Consider the following 20,543-nt stretch of genomic DNA (forward strand, 5'->3'; position numbering starts at 1 on the left):
AATATTATTTAGCAACTAAACTACAAAAGAGGGGCAATCTTCAATGAAACAATCCGCAACAATCTATACATCAACCTTATGCCCGGTATGTGGAATGGTTAAGAGTTTCCTGGATTCTTTTGAAATACCCTATAAAGAAGTAAATGTGGATATGAATCCCATTGCAATGCTTAAACTAATTGGCAAAACGAAAAAATTATCTGTTCCACAAATTAATATAAATGGGAAATGGATTTCTGGGTTTAATCCAGAAAAAATGCTGCAATCATTAAATGACCTATGAAAGAACAAACAAAAGGCTGATCCTTAATCAGATCAGCCTTTTTGACAGTGAAAGGAAGTAGTTGACACCGTCTGTTACTTCATGAATGACAAATACATTTAGAACACGGGTTACCGAATGATCAGCGAGAAATCAAGCACAATCAGACAAGGATGATACGTCAAAAATACCTTCTTGGCCTCTTCCCCATCTGCAGCTTCAATAACATCATACCCCGCTTTTTCTAGGTAAATGTTGATTAGTTCAGGAGTCATTTTATCATCTTCAACTACTAGAATGGTTTGTTTCTCCATGACCACCTTAAGTTAATTGTACTATATTACAATAAAAATTGGTTCTTCACGAATTACCTCTATATCATCCTAATTCAGATAACCATGTGCCCTCCACCAGATTAAGCAAGAAACCTGAAATACGCGGCATCAGCCCGAAAAATAACACTAGACCCATAATAATCATAATCACTGCTCCAACTTTCATAATAACCTGGCTGTGTCTGACAATCCATTTTGTTGAACCGAGGAAAAACGTCAACAAAAGAAACGGTAATGAAAAACCAATCACATACATGACTGTGTAAAACACACCTTGACCGGGATTACTTGCAGCCAGAAGCAGAATTGATCCGAAAATCGGTCCTATGCACGGCGTCCATCCTGCCGCAAAGCCAAGCCCAATTAAAAATGTCCCGGCATACCCCGCTGGCCTTTTGGAGAATTGATACCGTTTTTCCTTCATCATTGATGGAATGGTAATCCAACCGGCAACAAATAACCCCATCACAATAATAAGTATTCCGGCAATACGCTGAATAAGCAGTCCGGATTCTCCAATGAGCAAATCCTGTGCCCACTTACCTAGAAATGAGGCACTGGCGCCTAAACTGATAAATACCAATGAAACCGCCAATAGAAAGATGAGCGAATGACTTAACAGCTGTTTGCGTATTTTTGTATTCTGATCTCCCTGCAATTCTTTCACACTGATACCGGTGATGTGCGACATATAAGCCGGAAAAATCGGCAGCACGCACGGTGACAGGAAGGATAAGGCACCTGCACCCATCGCCAAAAACATTCCAAGAACTAACATTGTATCTGCTTCAATTCCACCCACTACTATCTCCTCCTTCTTTTACAATATAGAATATATGAAAAACCAATGACGAAAAAAAGACCCAAAAACCATGGTGTGATCATATAGCCAAATACAGTCACAAAGGGCTGAATTAACAATAATAATAGAACTCCAAGAGACCAAACAGTTAATATAACAAGGATTGACGTACCTGATGCAAAACGTTTTTGCATAAAAATAAATATTAACAAGAGTACAGTCAGCAGAATCAGATACCCGAAAGCAAATTGATTATCGTTCCATATGTATTGGATAAATTCATATGTAAAAGATGCTGTCAATAATACGAGCAGGAAAGATTCCAGGAACACAAGCGTATCCAGTTTCCACTTGGATGACTTATAAAAAAACAACACGACACTGAAAAGTACAGCCAAATAGAATGAATCCGAATCACTGGGATAAGCCAGTATGGTCAGCGGATCCTCTATAAAAACAGGAAAATTCAATATGATTTTTCCTACCCAGACAAAGATGACCAGGTTAATGAGTTGTGAAATCATTTCTTCCAGGTATTCTTTTCGTTGTTCCTTTGACAAACCGTCCAACATAACCAGGATAATAAAGCCGATTCCGATACTGAAAACCATTATCCCGATTGATATTAATTTACTTGTGATCACCACGAAATGATTCCTCCCATTTGTACTCGTACTATATAATACATGACCAATGTGAAAATTTGATGAATATACTTTCTCTGGATAGAAAAAGCAATGAAGGTATGGCAAAACAAAACCCTCCATTGCTTGTCAGATATTTATTTGGATACTGCCATTAAGAGGTTTAACTGAATCATTTCAGCTGCCTTTAAACCATTGTTCTCCAATCACTTCCACCGAGAACTATTTTGCATTGGAACAGAATCAGCTATTCTATCTTTTCCAATTCCTGAACCATAAGGTCATAATTCATTGCACCCATTGCCCTGTACTGTATATGACCACTGGAATCAATCATATAGGAAGTTGGATATGCCATTACCTGATACGTATTAGCAACATCGGAATTTTCATCCGTCAGAACCGGGAATGTCATGTCATATTCTTTCACAAACGCCCTGACATCCTCTATGCTTTCTTCCGTCTCTGTCAAATCAACTGCTAAAATTTCCACATCCTTATTGTCATACAGTTTTTGAAAATCGGGTATTTCTGCTCTGCATGGCGGACACCATGTAGCCCAAAAGTTGACGATGACACGTTCACCACGATAATCAGACAAACGCACTGTTTCCCCTTCAAGTGTCTTTAACTTAAAGTCGGGAGCAATTTTCCCAACCGAAATCCCCACTTCATCCGTCTCCTCGACCTGCTCCTCATCCCCGGTCGGGGGTGGTGAAGTAATTTTACCCCCACCCGAATTGTTATTTTCCTCAACGGCCGTTTCATCGGTTGAACTTGAGAAGTCATAAACAGCCCATCCAAGCATGCCTACTACAATAAGGACAAGAATCACTTTTTTCATTGCCTATAACCTCCATACTTTCCTGATACGGACAATCATGTAAACTCGACGTTAAGGACTCGAAAAAACTCCGAATTCACCTGATAGAAAATCATTTCACCCGAACCATGATTCCCCTATTATTCACAGTACAAAATAAGTATGAAAATTTGATGAAAATGACACTTATTTTTGTAAAAACTTAAAGTACAATGAAGATACAGGAAAATTACTTGCATTCATTCATCTATAATGTTCCAGATTGTTTTAATAATATTCAGTTTTTAGCAATAGGACCAACGCCATCAAGCAGGTTATACGGCTCATTCATAACCTCAACACTGCCGCCTTCAATTTTCATAGTCATCGAACTTCCTGTCGTATACAAAATATAACTCCCCCTATTTTACCTGACGGGGTATATACAAATTAAAATAGGTTGTATTGCCTTCTTTCGCTTCAGCCATTTACGATAATATCAGTCACCATTGCTTTATCACAGTTGCCACCAAAAATGATGCCTCCTTTTTTCTCAGAATGCCCCAATACCAGCATGGGTATATAAATGCGTAATAAAAAAAGGTTAGATTTATGCAACTTAACCCATTTTTAATAATTTCCTTTTTTTCAAAAGGACTATCCCCGTCTTAAATAGAGTAGGGTAACCTTTCTCAAGGCTACCCCCTCATCAAACCGCACGTGCCCTATTAAGGCATACGGCTTACCAGCGTGTTACATTGCTTATCAATCAGTTACTAATCGTTGGCTGGCATTCATTTTTCGTAACCGGTCAGGAGTAAAGTATTCCTGACCGGTTTCTTTTGCTCTAGCTATGGTTCTTTTCTGTTTGGCTTGTTGAGTCTGGTTCATTCGCTGGATGTAACTTTCCAGCGTAAACCCCGCTGATGAAATTGGAGGCATTTTCCGTTCAAATCCTTCAACGCGATCCAGGTTTTCAAGGAAATCAAAATGCCACCAGACCCGCCGTAGTTCGCCATCTTTCACAGCGTTGAACCCCAACTCCTTTTACTTTTCGACGGTGCATTCTGTTTCATTATTTTCGATTTCACGCAATTGTTCAGCGTTGATATCTCCATTCACTTTTTGCGGAGAGCCTGTTTTATTTTGTCAGGTCTTTATAAGCTCCCAACCTGATCAGCACGAAATGACGGTTTATTGCGTTGAAGTGAATGTTGTTCGATGATAATTTATCTCCCTTGAATTTTACGGGAAAGTGTTTTGTCATGCTTCCTCTTAGATGATATTCGTGATTGCAGTAACGTGACGTAGATACTGCTGGAATGAAGGCATCAATTCCCACCTATCAGTCCCCATATTAATGACACTCTTACTATATACCCGTATACGTATAATGTAAAATGGTTTGTTTGAGAGATATTCCCAAAAGGCAATTGTAGAAAAGGAATTTCATACGACACCGGAACAGCTGTATGATCGCCAGCAATTCCAACAAGTGGAGAAACAAGGCCACATCCAGCAAATGGAAGGATGCCAAGAAAAGCGACGCACTTCCCGCCATATTGTCTTGACGTTGCATTCCTAAAGAAAAACTTGTTGTGTTCACCATTCCTACACTTGCGACAACAAGGAACAACGCCGGGAGCTTGCAGGTGCTGACTGATAGACGGCTAGCTTGCCTGCCTTAAAAAATTTTATAAAATATTTCATAAAAAAAGAAGGAGTTTAGCAAAGCGTGTCGAATTTAGTCTAATAAAGGAGGTGAAATTTTCTTTGGACACAGCTTCCAAAATCTCAGAACATCCTCTGCAATATGTGCTTCGGATATTCACTCCTACCCTTTTCCAAATCAGGCAGACATCTACTTTCGTGTACTTGGAAAAAATCCTTCACTAGACAATTCCCATTAAACAATACCAATTACTGCTAACTTACTGTAAGTTTACGTCAAGAATGGATATAGGTGAAATTCGAAAACCGCAAACTGGAACAATTATCTATGTGCACCTTAACGATCATTATGCATTGCGTTATCCACACTCCCTGTCAACCATACGGAAAGACTTGCCATCCGAATCCTACCGCAGGAAAATAACCTTACCCTTGATAAGCTTTTTCTTTTTCCCAACATGCTAAAAAACTGAAGGAATGGATCACAAACCGCAGCGGAATTATTCTGTTTAAAGAACCGACCGCGGTGAAAAACCATAATTTTATACGCGTTGCTGCAAACAATTCTGCAGAAAAAATCCTATCAAACGATCACTCTGAAAAATCCGAATGAAAAAGATAATAATAACATATCACGGGTTAAGTCGCTTCTCACATCAGTTTTTTATTGATGACTGGCATATCCATAAAGAAATTTTAGTCAATATGTCCGAACAAAAAAGCAACTAATTCTTACGTACTACGCCTCACTAATGGTTGCTGAATTATCAAGAGGGTCTACATTACAAGCCTGATGGCAAATTTACCGATGATGATAATCAAATATCCATCATCAATACAATTTAGAAAAAGGAGTTGCAATCAATGTTTAAAAATCAACGCGGCTTCACATTAATTGAAATGCTTATCGTACTGATGATCATATCGGTACTGGTTATGCTGCTTATACCGAATTTAGGTAAAAAAAGTAAAGAGGTTAACGAGAAAGGGTGCGAGGCACTGGTGAGTGTTGTCCAAGCCCAAGCGGATGCGTACTATATTGAAAAAAACAGCTATCCAGGTACTATCGAAATACTGAAAACTGCTGAGTACATTACCGAGGACCAAACCACATGCCCGGATGGCAAGACAAGTTTAACCATCGATGAGGAAGGCAAGGTCTCCAGCGGCGATGCCCCATAAGAATGGATTCACATTGGTTGAGATGCTGCTGGTTCTTTCCATATGGTCCGTTCTGATTCTTTTGACAGTTCCGGTCCAACTATCCTTACTGGAGAAAAAAACAGAGAAGCAATTTTTTGAAACACTGGAGATGGATTTGCTTTACACACAAAGTCTTTCTTATAACTCCAAAGCGGGCTACTGGCTGACATTTCCGAATGACGGTCATTACCAAATCAAAAAAGGTTTTTTCACCATCTTGGAACGTAGCGTACCTGAAGGATGGGAAATTGATAAACGGACATTGCCAAAGATTTCATTCAATCACAAAGGAACCATCATAAGCCCTGGAACATTTTCCATTCAAACGGCCTCCAGTACCTATAATATTGTATGCCCATTGGGAAAGGGGCGGTGTTATATTGACAAACAATAAGGGTTTCACACTGATTGAAACCATTGTTGCAGCCAGTCTGCTTTTGATGGTGGTGGCAACACTCATCCCTGCTGCAAATCTGTTAATGAATGAACGGATGGTCCTGGAGCAAAAGCACCATATTGTGAAAGAATTGCACAGGGAGCTGCAGTCCTATTTATGGGATAATAAGCACCCCCTCCTCCCCAATGATTATATGAAGAAAATAAACGGAGCAGAAGCGACCTTTTCCTTCACTACAGAGGAAGAGCTCATGAAAGGATGTGTGACATGGACAAATGCCCGAAAAAGAGAAAGTAAATTTTGTTTATATGGCTACCCGGACAAATAAAAATGGATTTACGTTTATAGAATCACTTCTGACTATCAGCATCCTGTTAATGACACTTCCATTTATCGGATATCTCGTTAAAGGCACCGATTTCACATCAAACTATGATCAATTAGCGGGACAGCAGTTTTTTTACTTTTTGCGTGACGAGGTAATCAGGTCTACCGAAGTAACAATTGAACCGTCAACATTAGCACTCCTGCAGCAGGATGGTACAACTGCTTCAATTAAAAGAAACGGGAACAGGATTATCCGAAACGTGGACGGCAAAGGGTTTGAGGTTTATCTCCAACACGTGCGGGATGTTCGTTTCACTTCTGTTCCGCACGGTGTGCACGTTTCGATTACAATGACAGATGGTGAGCAATATGAAACAGATATTAGCATATACCAATAATCAAAATGGGTTTATTCTTCCCTACGTCCTTTTTTTTATAGCCATATCGTTCATCGTCATCACGGCCAATGTTCACTCCTATCGTGATGAAATCCACATTGCCCAGAATCACACGGAACAGCTAAAAATAGAAACATTACTGCAAATGGGACGAACACGCTTCAAAGATGAACTGGCAAGCGGCATGGATTTACCAGCTTCAACAATATATCATTTTCCATATGGAGATGTTGATATCCGCTATACCAAACAAACAAAGAAAAAATACAATCTATATTTAACCGTCCAAACAGACACTGGAGCCGCTCATAGCATCAAAAACCAGCTCGAGCTGACAGATGAATAAAATTCTTTTTTTGCGTAAACCTAAACTTGTGTACTATTTTCAACAAATGTTCCACTGCACTCTCTTCTCCAATGTTTTTTACTATAATAAAAGTAATAAACATAGTGAGGTGGTTTCAGTGGAACAAACACTGAAAGTAACAAATGTCATGAGCGATCCGACCAGGTTTAATATTTATCAGTATATGGTTCAGCACCATAGGGACGTGAGTGCGGCTGAAGTGGCGGACATATTCGGCATCCACGCAAATGTGGCCAGGCTTCACTTATCCAAACTTGAGGATGTCCGAATGGTGGAATCCTATTCCGAAAAAACCGGAAAAGGTGGCCGGCCAAGCAGGCGCTTTTCACTTTCGGATAAAGTAATCGAACTGAACTTCCCGTATCGGGATTATAAACTGCTTTCGTCCATCGCCATCGAGTCATTTGCTGAATTAGGCGAAGCAGGACGGGAAGCACTGTACAAAACAGGGAAAAAATATGGGACAAATATTATCAGCAGCCAGCAGCAGACAACCATACCCGCTGAACTTACGATGGAGCAAAAACTGCACATACTGGAAGACGCTGGGAATATGCTCGGTATGTATCCTGATTTTCACTATAATAAAGAACAGAATAATATTACATTCACCATTAACAATTGCCCATTTAAAGAAGTAGCCTCATCGAATCGGACCATGGTATGCCGGATGCATCATTCTTTTCTGAAAGGAATGTTTGAAGCGTTATTTGATGAAATCGAATTAGTGGAAACAGAAAACATGTTTCATGGATGTGAAAATTGTACCTATCTGGCAAAACTTTCAGCTGTTTAGCATGATTCATTTACATTATGTCATTCGTCGTTTATAATAGCCTTGATATGGTTACATAAAGGAGGAGGAAAACATGGATAGGATGTTTCGTGTCCTTGCCTTTTGGACAGGTATATTTACTGTCATGTTTTATATTGGAGATATGAATAAGACAGCCGTACTATTCCTTGTCCAAACGGCATTTTTCCTGACAGTAAGCTATCTGAAATTATCTGAGCGTATGTATATGTACTTGTTCGGAGCTTATTGCACATTATTTTTTATCGGTTTCACATGGTATTCAGAATTTATATTAGTGCCAGGATTCGGTCATTAAGTCGACCCTGGTTACTGAATGAAAACCCTGCCGGCATACAAATTGCGGTCAGGGTTTTTCATTTTGCCGTTTTTCACTATTGACATGTTGTTTAATTGCACTTATACTAAATAAGTAGCTTAACTTTTATCCCTAACCAACAAAAGAGCAGAGCACATCCCCCCTAAAAATGCCAGCCATAATCGATGGCTGGCATTTTTCTGTTCAGGCACCCGTATTCCCCATCCATGTTAACAGCACGTTGCATGGCTAAGCCGTAAAGAAAGGATTTTTCTGTTTCTCCTGCCCAATCGTTGTTTCCGGGCCATGACCGGGATAAACCAGATAGGAGTCAGGCAGCTGATAAAGAGACTCACGTATACTCTGTTCCAGCTGCTGGATATCCCCACCGGGCAGATCGGTTCGGCCGACCCCTCCATTAAATAATACATCCCCACTTATGACGAAATGCTCATCATGAAACAGGAAACTTACACTTCCGGGTGAGTGGCCGGGAGTATGCATGACATCAAATGAAAATGATCCTATTTGCAGGCTGCCGGGATTCAGCAGATGCTCTGCCTCCGCCGTTTTGATCTCGCTTCCTATAAATAAAGAAGAACCATTCCATTCCGGGTTTTCCAGCCAGGCTTGTTCGTTTGCGTGAAGATAGACGTCAATCCCGTAGTATGAGCGTAAATGACTGACACCTCCAATATGATCAAAATGAGCATGGGTCAGGAGTATTGCGTTAGGTGTCACTCCTTCGTCAGCCAAAAAGTCAATGATGTTCTCAGAGTCGCCTCCTGGATCAACGATAAGCGCATCCGTGCCATTGCTTACAATATAACAGTTTGTGCCCAGCGGACCTGCTGGAATACTATTTACTTTCACTGCTTTACCTCCTTCACATTTATTAAATAATTAAAATGGATTTACCTCGACAAAACTCATTTTATACTATAAAATAAGTATAGGAAACAGTTGGGTACATAATAATACAGATAAGCTTTATATTGTTTTCATTGACAAGGAGGATGTATTACAAATGGTCTTAGCAGTTATGTTTTTGCTTGTTACATTATTGGCAATCGTATCCGTAGTACGGCAGTTACGGATTAAAAACTTATTTGCCCTCGGTTTTTCAGCAGTGGCTGTATTAGTCTTTGGCTTTTTCTCCATTGGAACGATTATAACTGAATTAGGTATTATATAAAAAAGAACATGTCAGTTCATTGTTTATTTCACTCATTTCGCTTCATGAGGAAAGCAATAGTGAAAGCTGATCCGCTAATAAACGGATCAGCTTTTTTTATCTGCCTATTCGTTTTTACTGTTTGAGAAGTCAACGAAACGGAACAAATCCCCATAGATAATACTGTCGGACAATCCTAACTCTTTTTCAACTTTCTTCTTAATCGGTGTGCAAGGATTGGCCGTTTCCGTTTCATCCTGTACACCAGTATCGGTCTCCTCATCCGTTTCTACAGGTTCGCCAGTTTTACGGTTGTAGCAAATTCCGCCTGTTGAAATGTACTTATCGCTGATAAAATCCCCATTTCTAAGTGCGATATACCCTTTTCGGTCATCAATGAACATATCGTTGCCAAATTGGATATCGTTTTCTGTCGATATGCCCAAGAGATGCAATAACGTCGGTTTTACATCAATTTGGCCTGTTACTTCTGATATTACTTTGCCGTCCTCATAGCCAGGAATGTGAATAAACATTGGCACACGCTGAAGCTGAACATGATCATACGGTGTTATTTCATCTTTGCCTAGATAACGGCTCATCGCTTTATTGTGATTTTCACTAATACCATAGTGGTCACCCATAATGACAATGATTGAGTCTTTGTACAGGCCGGACTGTTTCAACTGGCCGAAAAATTCCTCAATAGCTTCATCCATGTACCGGACAGCCGGAAAAAAGTTATTCAGTGTATTGGAGCTGGAATCATATTTTTCAATAGACCGGTCCTCTTTATCCAAATGAAATGGAAAGTGGTTTGTCAGCGTAATAAACTTTGAATAAAATGGCTGCTCCATTGTTTGCAGATATTTCATCGACTGCTCAAAGAACGGCTTATCCTTCAGCCCCCAGCCAATCGAATTTTCCTCTGTTACCTCATATGCTTCTTCTCCATAGAAATGGTCAACTTCGAGACTGTCATACATCTGATCCCGGTTCCAGAAGCTTTTATTGTTGGCATGAAGAACAGAAGTGAAATATCCTTGATTGTTCAGCATCTCTGAAAGTCCGTGGTACTCATTTTGACCGTGCGTAAAGAATACAGCACCTCTTGACAGCGGATATAAAGAATTCTCCACTAGAAACTCTGAATCAGAAGTTTTTCCCTGTAATGTCTGATGGTAAAAGTTTTCAAAATAAAACGTACTCTCATCATTCACTAGACTGTTTAAAAACGGTGTGATCACCTGACCGTTTACTTTATTATTGATGACAAAACTTTGGATGGATTCTGCAGAAATGAAAATGACGTTCCGGTCTTCCGCAATTCCTTTAAGCGGCGATTCCTCGTCACTTTTCACCTCTTCTTCCACATACTCCTTAATTTCAGGGATTTCATTGCCATCAGCAAACACACGTTGCGTTTTTACTTTAGAATGTACGGCAAGATCATAAATATGATAGTTGAACAAACCAATATTTTTTACAAGGTACTCCCGGTCGAAAGCACGGGTGAACAGCTGCGGGCGTTCCATTTCTGCCAGGAAGAAATTTCCTGCCAACAGCATCAAAGAAACAGCAAGTGCAAAAACCCTTCCCCGTTTTGGATATGTGACGGCCATGGCACCCGGTTTTTTCTTACTTAAATACCAGATAATCACGACATCCAAAAAGAAAAACACATCATAGACTTCAATCAATGTCAGGATGCTTGAGCCCAAGTCGCCTATATTACTCCCCTGGAATAACTGGGGTATCGTGATAAAGTCGGTAAAAGAACGATAGAATACAAGATTGAAATAGACAATAATGGTCCCGATCAATGCTGTATAACGCAGAAACTTCATTTGCCGTGTATGGTTTTTAAACCATACCGCGATGGCAAAAATAAGAAATGCCGAAATGAAAGGGTTGATAAACAGGATGAACTCCTGCATGCTATTTTCCAATTCAATATGAAAGGAAAAACGGTAAATGATATAGGTTTTCAGGCCAAACAATATCGTGGCAATTATATATAATGGTATTCGGAAACGTTTAAAGTCCATATATTTTCCCCCTGCAATCAACATATTGCACTCTTCTATTCCCTATTCGTATTCGTTACCTTTCATTCCTGGAACTAAAATTTTAAAACTTGTGCCCTTTGTCTATAATAGACGGATATTCATTCAAAAAGTTTCATAGAAAATATAAACAGTCTAAAAAAATATAGCCCTAGAACAGGTCGCTCAAAAAAGTTCATTTGTATCCTCTTTTTTAAACACGCACTAGAATGTAAGTTTTTCTGTTTGTTGTTTCACTAAAAATGCCGCACCGATTATCCCTGCATCATTTCCGAGCCGGGCTTTTTTGATTATGCAGGTGTCACTGATTCTTCCCAGCGCATATCGACGAAAAGCCGTATCAATTAAACGAATGAATTGGTCCCCTGCCTGGGCAACACCACCGCCGATAATGATTTTGGCTGGATTAACAGTCAGGGCGGCATTCGCCAGACACAGCCCGAGAACAGAAGCAGTTTCCCTGATTATTTCTTTACAGAGGTCATCACCTGTTTCAGCCAGCTCAAAAATATCCTTTGCGGTTACCTGTTTATGCTTTTGAAAATGGGATGACAGCGGGCTTTCAGCGTTCAAATCCATTTTTTCCATCACTTGTCGGACCATGCCAGTGGCGGATGCGATGGTTTCCAAACATCCTTTTCGTCCGCAGTTGCATCGATGGCCATCAGGATCAACTGTCATATGCCCGATTTCCCCGGCCGTTCCATTTTCTCCATCCAGAATAGTGCCATTTGCAATAATTCCGCCGCCCACACCTGTACCAAGTGTGACTGCCATCAAATTTCTGGCCTGATCACCGGCGCCCTTCCAGTTTTCACCAAGCACTGCCAGGTTGGCGTCGTTTGCCACATAAACTGGCAGCCCGGATAAATCTTCCAGTTCCTTGGCTAATTCTACATTCTCCCAGTCAATATTGACGGTCTGATAAACATAACCTAATTTACTATCAACAAATCCCGGTGCACCAGCACCAATACCCATAATATCGGTATTGGACAGGTTCATTGTATCCATTTTTCCCTGTATGGAATTCCATAAGTCAGGAATGATCTCTGAACTGTCAGCATTTGTATCGATAGACCATTTATTCCATATAGCACCAGTTTGATCGATGATGCCAAGTTTGATAGAGGTGCCGCCGATATCAGCACCAATCATAAGCTTATCCATTATCGTTCGCCCCTTTTTCATCGCGGAGACGTGATGCCTCTTCCCGCAGAAGAAGCAGTGCCATTTGGTATGTTTTTGTATCAATAAACTTAGCTTGATACATTTCCCTGATTTCATCTTCCATTAATTCCAAATCAGCCAGCCTGTCACCGACATAGATAACCGTTCCAAAACGTTTCAATAACTGCCTTACATCATAAATTGTTTTCATACAAATCACCATTCTATAGTATACCAAAGGACACGCAAATAAGGAATTAAAAAATCCGGATCACCTTTATCAGCGATCCGGATCCTTTGGGTCCAAAAATAGAGGTCTGCGATTTTGCATTGGGATTGGCGAACGAATAAACACATTCCGGAATGCACGATAAGAAAATGGGAGCACTGGCCAGAGATAAGCAGTTTGAAATGACGACATGCGAATCAGATAGAGCAGCCAGAACGTGATTCCAACAATATAGCCAATCGCGCCAAACATCCCGGTTACCGCCAGGAGAAACATCCGGACAAGCCGATTAGCCAAACTTAATTCATAGCTCGGTGTCGCATACGTTCCAATGGCGGCAATTGCCAGATACAGAACGACTTCATTGGAGAATAACCCAACTTCCACCGCAACCTGGCCAATCAGGATAGCAGCAACAAGTCCGAGCGCTGTTGCCAGCGATGAAGGGATATGAATGGCAGCCGACCTGAGCACATCAATCCCTATTTCTGCCAGAAAAAACTGGAGCAGAAAAGGCATTGTCCCTTCCTCACTTGGACCAATAAATGAAAGGGATGCAGGAAGGAAATCAGGATTGACAGCCAAAAGATAGTAAAGCGGCAAAATAAAAATAGATGCAAAAACAGCAAAATAACGCACAAACCGCAAATATGCGCCAACGATCGGTTTTTGCCGGTATTCTTCTGCATGCTGCAAATGGTGCCAGTAGGTTGCAGGTGTAATCATAACACTTGGTGTCCCATCAATAATAATGAGCACATGCCCCTCGTATAAATGGGCAGCGGCGGTATCCGGTCGTTCCGTATAGCGGACTGTCGGGTATGGGTTCCAGTGCCGGCCGCTGAGATATTCTTCAACGGTCTTTTCAGCCATAGGCAAACCGTCTGTATCAATTTTTTGCAAGGTGGCTTTGGTATCTTCCACGCGTTCCTGGTCGGCAATATCTTCCAAATAGCATACCGCAACATCCGTCATGGAGCGTCGGCCTATTTGCAGATATTCCATGCGCAAAGACCGATCCCGTACCCTTCTTCTTGTCAGGGCAGTGTTAAATACAATCGTCTCAACAAAACCATCCCTTGGTCCGCGGGTAACCCGCTCCAAATCCGGTTCAGCCGGTGACCTGACTGGATATGTCCGAGCGTCAATCATAATAATTTCGTCAACGCCTTCCACAACCAATGCTGCCGGCCCCCCGAGCACCAGATCGGTTACCTTGTTTAAATCTTTCTCATGACCGACTTCAATATATGGTATATATGTTTTGAACAGCTTTTCAAGCGGATCCGGTTCCAGTTGCTCCGGTTCAAGCTTTGCCAGCAATTTCATAATGTAATGTAATATTTCATCTTTGGCAAAGCCATCAATCAAGAAAAGAGCCATATTTCTGCCGGCATACTCCAAGTCAAGATGAATCACATCGAAGCTCTTATCAACAGCAAGTCTTTCCTTTAAATAAGCAACATTCCTGTCATATGAAGAGAATAGCGGCTGTTTTTCTTTTTCCATTCAATCACCTGTCAATTGTAAAATGCGTACTTTAGTTGCCTGTACAGTAGTTTATACCGGATGTTCCATTCTATACATAAAGGTAACTTCGGCATCATACAATTTCTGTTAAGTGAACCCGCCTGCCAAAACAACCGCCCAAAAGGATGATGATGATGAAAAAACAACTGGCCATGTTAGCAATAATCCCATTTCTTTGTACATGCGTCCTTATTTACATGTGGCAATCAGCTTCAGCACCTGCCATTACTTATTTCCAGGAAGATCCGGAAGCGGGTTTTCAGGGGACAAGCACTGCGGTAAAACTGGTTTCACAAAAAACGAGAGATTCCTATGACGTTGTGTGGAAAAGCAAGTCAGTAAGTGAAAACGAGGCGTACTTGCGTCAGGATGTCACACTATTGTTCGATAATGGCCGGCTGTACGGCATAAAGACGAAATGGAAAGAAAATACGGACACGATTAAGATGAAGGAAAAAATCACGGGAGAGGACAGCAACTATTACCAGGCAATATCCTATCACCACGGGGAAGTGCATAATCCAGATGACCAGATAACCAGCATACAGCAAATGACATATGATCAGTTATATGTCATTGATTCCCCTAACACATCAATGCAATCGTTCAAGAAAGCGGAAACGGATGATGAACATGAATGGGAACGCCTGCTGGGACATACGACAGAACAGCAATTATCCTATTCATGGAACCAGCTGATGGACCACTTTCAGATCAATAAAGAATCTTATACGGCCGTTCCACTGACAGGACTGGAAAAATTCAACCACCAACCGCTCCCCTCATTCACACAAGAACAGACGAATCAGATAATCGGACAATTATGGGAAGGTCTTTATAAAAATTATGTGGTTCCATTCATCACTGCGGAATCTGAGTCTGAAACATTGACAAGCTTCGTCCCCGTCATTCTATTTAATAAACAGAACACCCATTTGGTCGTCCTCTATGAAGTAAATGGAAAGAAAAAAAGACTCATCCAGCAATATCCTGATTTCTGACAATCACCAGACTGCAAGCACAACGTTAGTATCATTGGGCAGGCTTACCCGTTATCCGTTCATACAGCTGCTGGATATCCTTATTGCCTGAATCCAGTTCATATGCTGTTTGAATGTGCTCGGTGGCCAATGCATCCGTTCCTTGATCATCATACAAGATGGCAAGATTGTAATAAGCCTCTGCAAACTGGTCATTCAGCTCAGTCGATTTCTCCAAATCGGCTATCGCCTGATCGATTCTTCCCAATTGGATATATGCATAGGAACGCTGAAATAATAACCGGCTCTCCAAGTCCGGGGACAGCTTTCCATCCATCGTCAATCCGGTTGTGGCCACATCAACAACCTCTTCATATTTATTCTGTGTGAGCAGCTGTTCTGCATTCATCAACTGGTAAGCCGGATTTTCTTCATTGGCTGTCACACCATAAGCAACCAATCCAGCGGTCAGCAGTACATACAATAGGAATGCAGATACTTGTATCATAGCCGACTTTCTTCCAGGCATCCGAACAATAACGGATGCGATAAAACCAGCAATTAACCCGCCAAGGTGCGCACTGTTGTCAATTTGTGGTACCAAGAGGCCGAAACCAATATTGATGCCAACCAATATAAGCAAATTCATCCCCATTGTCTGAAAAAATACCCGCTTATGCATAACACCAAAAAACAAGAGGGCACCGAATAACCCAAACAATGCACCAGAAGCACCTGCGGATATATTCTCCGTAAACGCAAAGCTTGCCAGTCCCCCGCCGATTCCAGCCAAAAAATAAATCAGAATGAATCTGAACGATCCGTAAATACGCTCCACAGCTGTTCCCAAGTAATAAACTGCAAGCATATTCATGGCCAAATGAGGAAGGCCAATGTGCAGAAACATGGAGGTAATGATTCGCCACCATTCCCCATTTTCCAGAATGGCAGGGTTGTATTTGGCCCCAAAACGGATTAATGTTTCAGTGGACGTACTTCCGCCATTCATGACAAGCAGCAGAAACAGGAGCAAATTAACAGCTAGCAGCATATACGTGAAGATTGGCTTGCCTTTTGCGAACAATTTTTCTGCTTCGCGCTGTTTTTGGTCCGCTTTGTCAGCCAGCTGCTTCCGGTAATAAGCGGCATGCTCGGATAGATCTGCTTCCGAATAATTTGCCGAATCATCTATGAGTTCTGCTCCGGCAACGTCCTGCAAGCGCTGTAATCCTTCTTCTTTTTCCTGCTCCGACAAATAATACAGATGCATTTTGATGGGATGCCTTTCCTGCAGCTGCATAGGCTTTCTCAATATTTCCCAATCATCCACCGGAGGATGTGCGGCAATATATACATTATGTATTTCCACATGTTTCCCCTTGAACGAACGCCTTATAGCTTTCGCTTTCTGAAAAACAAGTGCGATATCTTTTTTTAGGTGGTTTTTCCAGTCAAAACCGCCTTGAAATAGACGGACAACCCTTGATGTCTTACCAGCAAGCTTCTCCAGCCATATTTCATTTTCATTATAGTGCAGAACCTCAAAATCCCCTGTACTGATCAATTGATATGCCAAGTGATGCATTCTGTAGTTCTTCTCCACATCCATTCCCCCCCTCTTGGCAATCATACCAAACTTAAGCCGATTTTTCTTTTCGTAAAAGACCTTCTGCTGTTAGAAAAAACTTGTCTTAATGAAAAAAGAAGCTGTCCTAGTAACAGCTTCTCGACATTGGTTCGTTTATGGAACGGATTTAACGCTGAAACAGACCTGGCAATAACTTCTGGCGGATTGCCGGCATATTCATCGAAATCATCACTGCTGCCCGCCGCAGGAAACTGATGGCGAGGAGTGTGTTCATAATCCGGTAACGCCACTTGAAAATCATCGCTGCCGCTGTCACTGCCAGCGTAAGTACTGTAAAGAATCTCATAACTGACACACCCTTTTCTTATCGTATGGTGTTTTAGTTATCTGCCAATTGCATGAGATTATGCATCAGGATCCAATGTAGCGGTCATACCATATACGCGCCTGAACAGGGTCCTCTGTTCCTTGGACAAGCACCCGACCATCTTTGAACAGGACAAACTGAATCCCTTCCTGAAAAACAGCTTTCAGTAAAAACGGTGTGCGCTGTATATCCGCTGCGTGTGCAAGTGTTTTTTCCCAATATGTCAGATCCATGCCTGCTTCACGATGAATCTGGACAGTATCACGCCCGCATAAAACCGTTTCCTCATTCTTAACTGATTGATTCAAAGCTGGGTATTCATGGTTCCCGCAGACCGGGCAGCTTGGATCAGTTGCTGATAATTTCATATCGTACTGGTTGTTCAGCCAGATATCGAACGTTTTTAAGGTATTCCGGAGTGCATTCCGGTTGCCGGTCAAATACTTCAGTGTTTCTGTCACCTGATGGGATGCAACGATATTGACCGCCGGCGAAATGACACCTGCTGTATCACATGTCTGCCCACTGGCTGCACCTTCTTTTGCAATACAACGCAGGCATGGGGTTACATGCGGAATAAAGAACGCTTGCATCCCCCTTGAACTGACCACCCCTCCATAGGAAAATGGAATTCCTCTTTGAAAACAGGCATCGTTCAGCAAATAGCGGGTGGAAAAGTTATCTGTCCCGTCCAAAACAACGTCAATGCCGTCCAATAGTTCATCTGTATTGTCGAGTGATACGTTGCCAACGATAGCTTCCACTGTCACCTGGCTGTTCATTCGTTCCAATTTCCTTTTCGCTGCGATGGCTTTCGGCACCGCCTCTCTGACATCATCTTCATCAAACAGCATTTGCCGCTGCAAATTGCTCCATTCAACATAGTCACGGTCGATCAGACGAATCTTGCCAACCCCCGCCCGCACAAGCTGGTTGCTAATAATACTTCCCAACGCACCTGCACCGACAACGAGTACCGAGCTTTCGGCTAGTTTTTGTTGTCCTGTTTCCTGGATCGGTCCAAACAGCATTTGCCGTGAATACCGTGCAAAATCCACCTTACATTCCTCCCTGATGCAGCATTCCCTGTTCGGTGATGATGGAATCTACCGGGATATCGTAGGATTCAGACGGGAGATTTTCAACTACTTGAAATGACCCAGCCAGTGACAATTTTTGATTCGGGAAGTCAGTCAGGAAACGGTCGTAGTACCCACCGCCAAAGCCAATCCGAAAACCGCCTTTGTCAAAGAGAAGTCCTGGGACAATGAGCAAATCAATATCCTGCTTGTTCACCCTTACTGTTTCAGATGGTTTTGGTTCCAATAGGCCGTGATAAACGGTCTCCAGCTGATCATATGTATCAAGGATGAAAAAATTCAGCTTCCGCTCGTCTGGGAAGCATTTAGGTACACAGACTGTTTTCCCTTCTTGCCAGGCAGCATCGATGATCGGCTCCGTGTTCCACTCAAACCCTTTAGCCACCGTTATGCCAACCCTGTCCGCCGATTGCCACGCATCCGAAACTGTAAGGTGCCGCTTAAGCTCCTGCTCAATTTGCCGCCGTTGATTATCTGGTATATTTTTCAGTTCTTCCATTGCGCCTTTCCGCATTGCTTGTTTATCCAGTTTAAACACCCCCGACTGAACTGTACACCATTCTGTTGCAATAATAAAGCTCTTGCCGCAATATGGCAAGAGCTGATAGGACCGTATTATTTGGTCTCGCGGTGAAGCGTATGTTTCTTCAGACGCGGGCAATATTTCATAAGCTCCAAACGTTCTGGGTTTTTCCGCTTATTTTTTGTTGAAATATAGTTACGGTCACCTGTCTCTGTACAAGCAAGTGTAATATTTACGCGCATTTATTTTCCCTCCAAACAATAGAATGTCACTTTTCAAAGACGTTTATTATGACGTTTCAGACTTAATTATAATAGCAGATATCCGAGAAATATTCAAGAATCACTGTTAAAAATTGCTCATTTCTCTTTTGGGCAATGTATGTTATAACTGTAATGATGAATGAATGGAGGGGAATATCATGATCTTTGCGATAGTTGCCGTCATTGTCATTGCAGTGGTGCTCCTAATCCTGTCGTTTTTCATGAATGATAAGTTTGACGAACTGGAAAGCGAGCTGGAACAAATTTCGATTTCAACTATGCAGGACAATTATCAAATGAAGAAAAAAATAAAAGTCCTGGAAGAAGAACTGCTGACAAACGACTTCTCGGAAGACACTGTACATAATGACTAAAATACTCAGCTTAACAGAAAGATAGGGGAAGATGATGAAACAATTAATCCGCTCTTTTGCACTTGGTTTATTGACAGCCGGAATCATATTGCTTGCAACATTTTATTTTTCCGGCAGCGGCCAGAACAATTCGGAGCTATCAACCGAAGACATGATTAAAAAGGTCGAATCGAAAGGCTATCATGTCATGACAGAATCAGAATATATTTCGGTTTCAGTACAATCCGATCAAAACAAAAACGAAGAAACGGATTCCGATCAGAAGAACAAAGGTGAGGAGACAGCCTCCAGCACCAATAAAAATGAAAAAAGTCAAAGCGAAGAGAAAAATAGCAATAACGATGATGACGAAGGAGAACAAACGTCCGAGGACAGTCAGCCAACAACTTATACGCTGACAATTGAATCTGGGACGCCCCCATCTACTATCAGTGAAACACTGCAGGAAAATAACATTATTGAAAGTGCAGACGAATTCACACAATACCTGGAGGATAAAAGCTACACCAAATATGTGCAGCTCGGTGAATTTGAACTGACAAGTGACATGAGCCATTATGAAATTGCAGAGGCCATCACGAATTAAGCTGTATTGCAAGCGCAATACAGCTTTTCTCTGTCTATTTTAATGGCTGTTTCCTAAAAAAACTGCTGCTTCTGGCGTCACTTTAAAAAACAAACCCTACTAAACAATTTCTAATGCTATGTAAGTGCTTGTTGATTTCCGTTCCAGCCAGTCGCTTTCACCACAGGCATAAGTGCGACATCTGCTCAACCTCACGCTTTTCGCAGTGTCTTCTTTACCGCGGGCAACGCTTCAGCCTCCTCGGAAGAAAATCGCTTCCTCGAAAAAGGAAAA

At 41.6% G+C, this 20,543-nt stretch carries 26 protein-coding genes and 2 pseudogenes; 13 read left to right on the forward strand and 15 right to left on the reverse strand.

The window, feature by feature from the left end; translation table 11 throughout:
- The first annotated feature begins 43 nt into the window (after nt 1-43).
- Nucleotides 44-283, forward strand: coding sequence for a glutaredoxin family protein (locus ACFSUO_RS00140; RefSeq protein WP_382389901.1), 240 nt, complete (start codon nt 44-46; stop codon nt 281-283).
- Nucleotides 284-405: 122 nt separating this feature from the next.
- Here the strand turns inward: ACFSUO_RS00140 and ACFSUO_RS00145 are convergent.
- The 5 genes and pseudogenes from ACFSUO_RS00145 to ACFSUO_RS00165 all read right to left on the reverse strand — a co-directional run.
- Nucleotides 406-576 (reverse strand): annotated as a pseudogene (locus tag ACFSUO_RS00145) (response regulator); the annotation flags it as partial.
- A 64-nt stretch (nt 577-640) separates the two neighbouring features.
- Nucleotides 641-1,399, reverse strand: coding sequence for a cytochrome c biogenesis CcdA family protein (locus ACFSUO_RS00150; RefSeq protein WP_382389902.1), 759 nt, complete (start codon nt 1,397-1,399; stop codon nt 641-643).
- Nucleotides 1,400-1,401: 2 nt separating this feature from the next.
- Nucleotides 1,402-2,046: a hypothetical protein gene (locus ACFSUO_RS00155; RefSeq protein ID WP_382389903.1), complete on the reverse strand. Its 645-nt coding sequence runs from the start codon at nt 2,044-2,046 to the stop codon at nt 1,402-1,404.
- Nucleotides 2,047-2,290: 244 nt separating this feature from the next.
- Complete coding sequence (locus ACFSUO_RS00160; RefSeq protein WP_382389904.1) at nt 2,291-2,887, reverse strand: TlpA family protein disulfide reductase; 597 nt, start codon at nt 2,885-2,887, stop codon at nt 2,291-2,293.
- 909 nt (nt 2,888-3,796) lie between these two features.
- Nucleotides 3,797-4,068: pseudogene (locus ACFSUO_RS00165) on the reverse strand (5-methyltetrahydropteroyltriglutamate--homocysteine S-methyltransferase); the annotation flags it as partial.
- A 182-nt stretch (nt 4,069-4,250) separates the two neighbouring features.
- Between ACFSUO_RS00165 and ACFSUO_RS00170 the strand changes: the two are divergent.
- The 8 genes from ACFSUO_RS00170 to ACFSUO_RS00205 all read left to right on the forward strand — a co-directional run bounded on the left by ACFSUO_RS00170 (nt 4,251) and on the right by ACFSUO_RS00205 (nt 8,320).
- Nucleotides 4,251-4,430 (forward strand): hypothetical protein, encoded by a 180-nt coding sequence (locus ACFSUO_RS00170; RefSeq protein WP_382389905.1) that lies wholly within the window; start codon nt 4,251-4,253, stop codon nt 4,428-4,430.
- Nucleotides 4,431-5,380: 950 nt separating this feature from the next.
- A complete protein-coding gene (comGC, locus tag ACFSUO_RS00175; RefSeq protein ID WP_382389906.1) occupies nt 5,381-5,698 on the forward strand; it encodes a competence type IV pilus major pilin ComGC in 318 nt (105 codons plus the stop codon).
- Nucleotides 5,661-6,113 carry a competence type IV pilus minor pilin ComGD gene (gene comGD / locus ACFSUO_RS00180; RefSeq protein WP_382389907.1) on the forward strand — a complete coding sequence of 151 codons (453 nt, stop codon included), beginning with the start codon at nt 5,661-5,663 and terminating at the stop codon, nt 6,111-6,113. The genes comGC and comGD overlap by 38 nt, the downstream gene beginning before the upstream one ends.
- On the forward strand, nt 6,100-6,444 hold the full coding sequence (locus tag ACFSUO_RS00185) for a prepilin-type N-terminal cleavage/methylation domain-containing protein (protein WP_382389908.1): 345 nt from the start codon (nt 6,100-6,102) through the stop codon (nt 6,442-6,444). Before comGD ends, ACFSUO_RS00185 begins: the two co-directional genes overlap by 14 nt.
- Nucleotides 6,425-6,841 (forward strand): competence type IV pilus minor pilin ComGF, encoded by a 417-nt coding sequence (locus ACFSUO_RS00190; protein ID WP_382389909.1) that lies wholly within the window; start codon nt 6,425-6,427, stop codon nt 6,839-6,841. Before ACFSUO_RS00185 ends, ACFSUO_RS00190 begins: the two co-directional genes overlap by 20 nt.
- The gene (comGG, locus tag ACFSUO_RS00195) at nt 6,813-7,187 is read left to right on the forward strand and encodes a competence type IV pilus minor pilin ComGG (protein WP_382389910.1); all 375 of its coding nucleotides are present in this window, start codon (nt 6,813-6,815) and stop codon (nt 7,185-7,187) included. Before ACFSUO_RS00190 ends, comGG begins: the two co-directional genes overlap by 29 nt.
- 118 nt (nt 7,188-7,305) lie before the next feature.
- Nucleotides 7,306-8,004 (forward strand): helix-turn-helix transcriptional regulator, encoded by a 699-nt coding sequence (locus ACFSUO_RS00200; protein WP_382389911.1) that lies wholly within the window; start codon nt 7,306-7,308, stop codon nt 8,002-8,004.
- A 73-nt stretch (nt 8,005-8,077) separates the two neighbouring features.
- Nucleotides 8,078-8,320, forward strand: coding sequence for a DUF2626 domain-containing protein (locus tag ACFSUO_RS00205; RefSeq protein WP_382389912.1), 243 nt, complete (start codon nt 8,078-8,080; stop codon nt 8,318-8,320).
- A gap of 249 nt (nt 8,321-8,569) precedes the next feature.
- Here ACFSUO_RS00205 and ACFSUO_RS00210 read toward each other — a convergent pair whose 3' ends face one another.
- Nucleotides 8,570-9,193 (reverse strand): MBL fold metallo-hydrolase, encoded by a 624-nt coding sequence (locus tag ACFSUO_RS00210; protein WP_382389913.1) that lies wholly within the window; start codon nt 9,191-9,193, stop codon nt 8,570-8,572.
- Between the two features lie 154 nt (nt 9,194-9,347).
- On the opposite strand from ACFSUO_RS00210, the gene ACFSUO_RS00215 reads away from it, so the two are divergent.
- Complete coding sequence (locus tag ACFSUO_RS00215; RefSeq protein ID WP_382389914.1) at nt 9,348-9,515, forward strand: DUF2759 family protein; 168 nt, start codon at nt 9,348-9,350, stop codon at nt 9,513-9,515.
- Nucleotides 9,516-9,619: 104 nt separating this feature from the next.
- Here ACFSUO_RS00215 and ACFSUO_RS00220 read toward each other — a convergent pair whose 3' ends face one another.
- The 4 genes from ACFSUO_RS00220 to ACFSUO_RS00235 form a co-directional block, all read right to left on the reverse strand.
- A complete protein-coding gene (locus tag ACFSUO_RS00220) occupies nt 9,620-11,542 on the reverse strand; it encodes an LTA synthase family protein (protein ID WP_382389915.1) in 1,923 nt (640 codons plus the stop codon).
- A gap of 222 nt (nt 11,543-11,764) precedes the next feature.
- A complete protein-coding gene (locus ACFSUO_RS00225; protein ID WP_382389916.1) occupies nt 11,765-12,730 on the reverse strand; it encodes an ROK family glucokinase in 966 nt (321 codons plus the stop codon).
- Nucleotides 12,723-12,941, reverse strand: coding sequence for a YqgQ family protein (locus ACFSUO_RS00230; RefSeq protein ID WP_382389917.1), 219 nt, complete (start codon nt 12,939-12,941; stop codon nt 12,723-12,725). The genes ACFSUO_RS00225 and ACFSUO_RS00230 overlap by 8 nt, the downstream gene beginning before the upstream one ends.
- Before the next feature lie 69 nt (nt 12,942-13,010).
- The gene (locus ACFSUO_RS00235) at nt 13,011-14,468 is read right to left on the reverse strand and encodes a spore germination protein (RefSeq protein ID WP_382389918.1); all 1,458 of its coding nucleotides are present in this window, start codon (nt 14,466-14,468) and stop codon (nt 13,011-13,013) included.
- Between the two features lie 155 nt (nt 14,469-14,623).
- Here ACFSUO_RS00235 and ACFSUO_RS00240 point away from each other — a divergent pair, with 155 nt between their 5' ends.
- On the forward strand, nt 14,624-15,490 hold the full coding sequence (locus tag ACFSUO_RS00240; protein ID WP_382389919.1) for a hypothetical protein: 867 nt from the start codon (nt 14,624-14,626) through the stop codon (nt 15,488-15,490).
- Between the two features lie 31 nt (nt 15,491-15,521).
- Here ACFSUO_RS00240 and ACFSUO_RS00245 read toward each other — a convergent pair whose 3' ends face one another.
- The 5 genes from ACFSUO_RS00245 to rpmG form a co-directional block, all read right to left on the reverse strand.
- The gene (locus ACFSUO_RS00245; protein WP_382389920.1) at nt 15,522-17,078 is read right to left on the reverse strand and encodes a rhomboid family intramembrane serine protease; all 1,557 of its coding nucleotides are present in this window, start codon (nt 17,076-17,078) and stop codon (nt 15,522-15,524) included.
- A gap of 145 nt (nt 17,079-17,223) precedes the next feature.
- Nucleotides 17,224-17,403 (reverse strand): hypothetical protein, encoded by a 180-nt coding sequence (locus ACFSUO_RS00250; RefSeq protein WP_382389921.1) that lies wholly within the window; start codon nt 17,401-17,403, stop codon nt 17,224-17,226.
- A 65-nt stretch (nt 17,404-17,468) separates the two neighbouring features.
- Nucleotides 17,469-18,482 (reverse strand): ThiF family adenylyltransferase, encoded by a 1,014-nt coding sequence (locus tag ACFSUO_RS00255; protein WP_382389922.1) that lies wholly within the window; start codon nt 18,480-18,482, stop codon nt 17,469-17,471.
- 1 nt (nt 18,483) lies between these two features.
- The gene (locus tag ACFSUO_RS00260; RefSeq protein ID WP_382389923.1) at nt 18,484-19,038 is read right to left on the reverse strand and encodes a 5-formyltetrahydrofolate cyclo-ligase; all 555 of its coding nucleotides are present in this window, start codon (nt 19,036-19,038) and stop codon (nt 18,484-18,486) included.
- A 101-nt stretch (nt 19,039-19,139) separates the two neighbouring features.
- Entirely contained in the window at nt 19,140-19,289 is a 150-nt protein-coding gene (rpmG, locus tag ACFSUO_RS00265; RefSeq protein ID WP_129672548.1) for a 50S ribosomal protein L33, read from the reverse strand.
- Between the two features lie 179 nt (nt 19,290-19,468).
- Here rpmG and ACFSUO_RS00270 point away from each other — a divergent pair, with 179 nt between their 5' ends.
- Both ACFSUO_RS00270 and ACFSUO_RS00275 read left to right on the forward strand, forming a co-directional pair.
- Complete coding sequence (locus ACFSUO_RS00270) at nt 19,469-19,684, forward strand: hypothetical protein (RefSeq protein ID WP_382389924.1); 216 nt, start codon at nt 19,469-19,471, stop codon at nt 19,682-19,684.
- Nucleotides 19,685-19,718: 34 nt separating this feature from the next.
- Complete coding sequence (locus ACFSUO_RS00275) at nt 19,719-20,270, forward strand: hypothetical protein (RefSeq protein ID WP_382389925.1); 552 nt, start codon at nt 19,719-19,721, stop codon at nt 20,268-20,270.
- Nucleotides 20,271-20,543: the final 273 nt, after the last annotated feature.

Source organism: Lentibacillus juripiscarius, from assembly GCF_042685205.1.
Lineage (GTDB): Bacteria > Bacillota > Bacilli > Bacillales > Amphibacillaceae > Lentibacillus > Lentibacillus juripiscarius.

Coding starts and splice junctions, on each gene's coding strand:
- ACFSUO_RS00215 (WP_382389914.1), top strand. CDS start 9,348: ATGGTCTTAGCAGTTATGTTTTTGCTTGTTACATTATTGGCAATCGTA.
- ACFSUO_RS00220 (WP_382389915.1), bottom strand. CDS start 11,542: ATGGACTTTAAACGTTTCCGAATACCATTATATATAATTGCCACGATA.
- ACFSUO_RS00275 (WP_382389925.1), top strand. CDS start 19,719: ATGAAACAATTAATCCGCTCTTTTGCACTTGGTTTATTGACAGCCGGA.
- ACFSUO_RS00240 (WP_382389919.1), top strand. CDS start 14,624: ATGAAAAAACAACTGGCCATGTTAGCAATAATCCCATTTCTTTGTACA.
- ACFSUO_RS00250 (WP_382389921.1), bottom strand. CDS start 17,403: ATGAGATTCTTTACAGTACTTACGCTGGCAGTGACAGCGGCAGCGATG.
- ACFSUO_RS00140 (WP_382389901.1), top strand. CDS start 44: ATGAAACAATCCGCAACAATCTATACATCAACCTTATGCCCGGTATGT.
- ACFSUO_RS00270 (WP_382389924.1), top strand. CDS start 19,469: ATGATCTTTGCGATAGTTGCCGTCATTGTCATTGCAGTGGTGCTCCTA.
- ACFSUO_RS00190 (WP_382389909.1), top strand. CDS start 6,425: ATGGCTACCCGGACAAATAAAAATGGATTTACGTTTATAGAATCACTT.
- ACFSUO_RS00230 (WP_382389917.1), bottom strand. CDS start 12,941: ATGAAAACAATTTATGATGTAAGGCAGTTATTGAAACGTTTTGGAACG.
- ACFSUO_RS00225 (WP_382389916.1), bottom strand. CDS start 12,730: ATGGATAAGCTTATGATTGGTGCTGATATCGGCGGCACCTCTATCAAA.
- comGD (WP_382389907.1), top strand. CDS start 5,661: ATGAGGAAGGCAAGGTCTCCAGCGGCGATGCCCCATAAGAATGGATTC.
- comGG (WP_382389910.1), top strand. CDS start 6,813: ATGAAACAGATATTAGCATATACCAATAATCAAAATGGGTTTATTCTT.
- ACFSUO_RS00245 (WP_382389920.1), bottom strand. CDS start 17,078: ATGGATGTGGAGAAGAACTACAGAATGCATCACTTGGCATATCAATTG.
- ACFSUO_RS00235 (WP_382389918.1), bottom strand. CDS start 14,468: ATGGAAAAAGAAAAACAGCCGCTATTCTCTTCATATGACAGGAATGTT.
- ACFSUO_RS00160 (WP_382389904.1), bottom strand. CDS start 2,887: ATGAAAAAAGTGATTCTTGTCCTTATTGTAGTAGGCATGCTTGGATGG.
- rpmG (WP_129672548.1), bottom strand. CDS start 19,289: ATGCGCGTAAATATTACACTTGCTTGTACAGAGACAGGTGACCGTAAC.
- comGC (WP_382389906.1), top strand. CDS start 5,381: ATGTTTAAAAATCAACGCGGCTTCACATTAATTGAAATGCTTATCGTA.
- ACFSUO_RS00205 (WP_382389912.1), top strand. CDS start 8,078: ATGGATAGGATGTTTCGTGTCCTTGCCTTTTGGACAGGTATATTTACT.
- ACFSUO_RS00260 (WP_382389923.1), bottom strand. CDS start 19,038: ATGCGGAAAGGCGCAATGGAAGAACTGAAAAATATACCAGATAATCAA.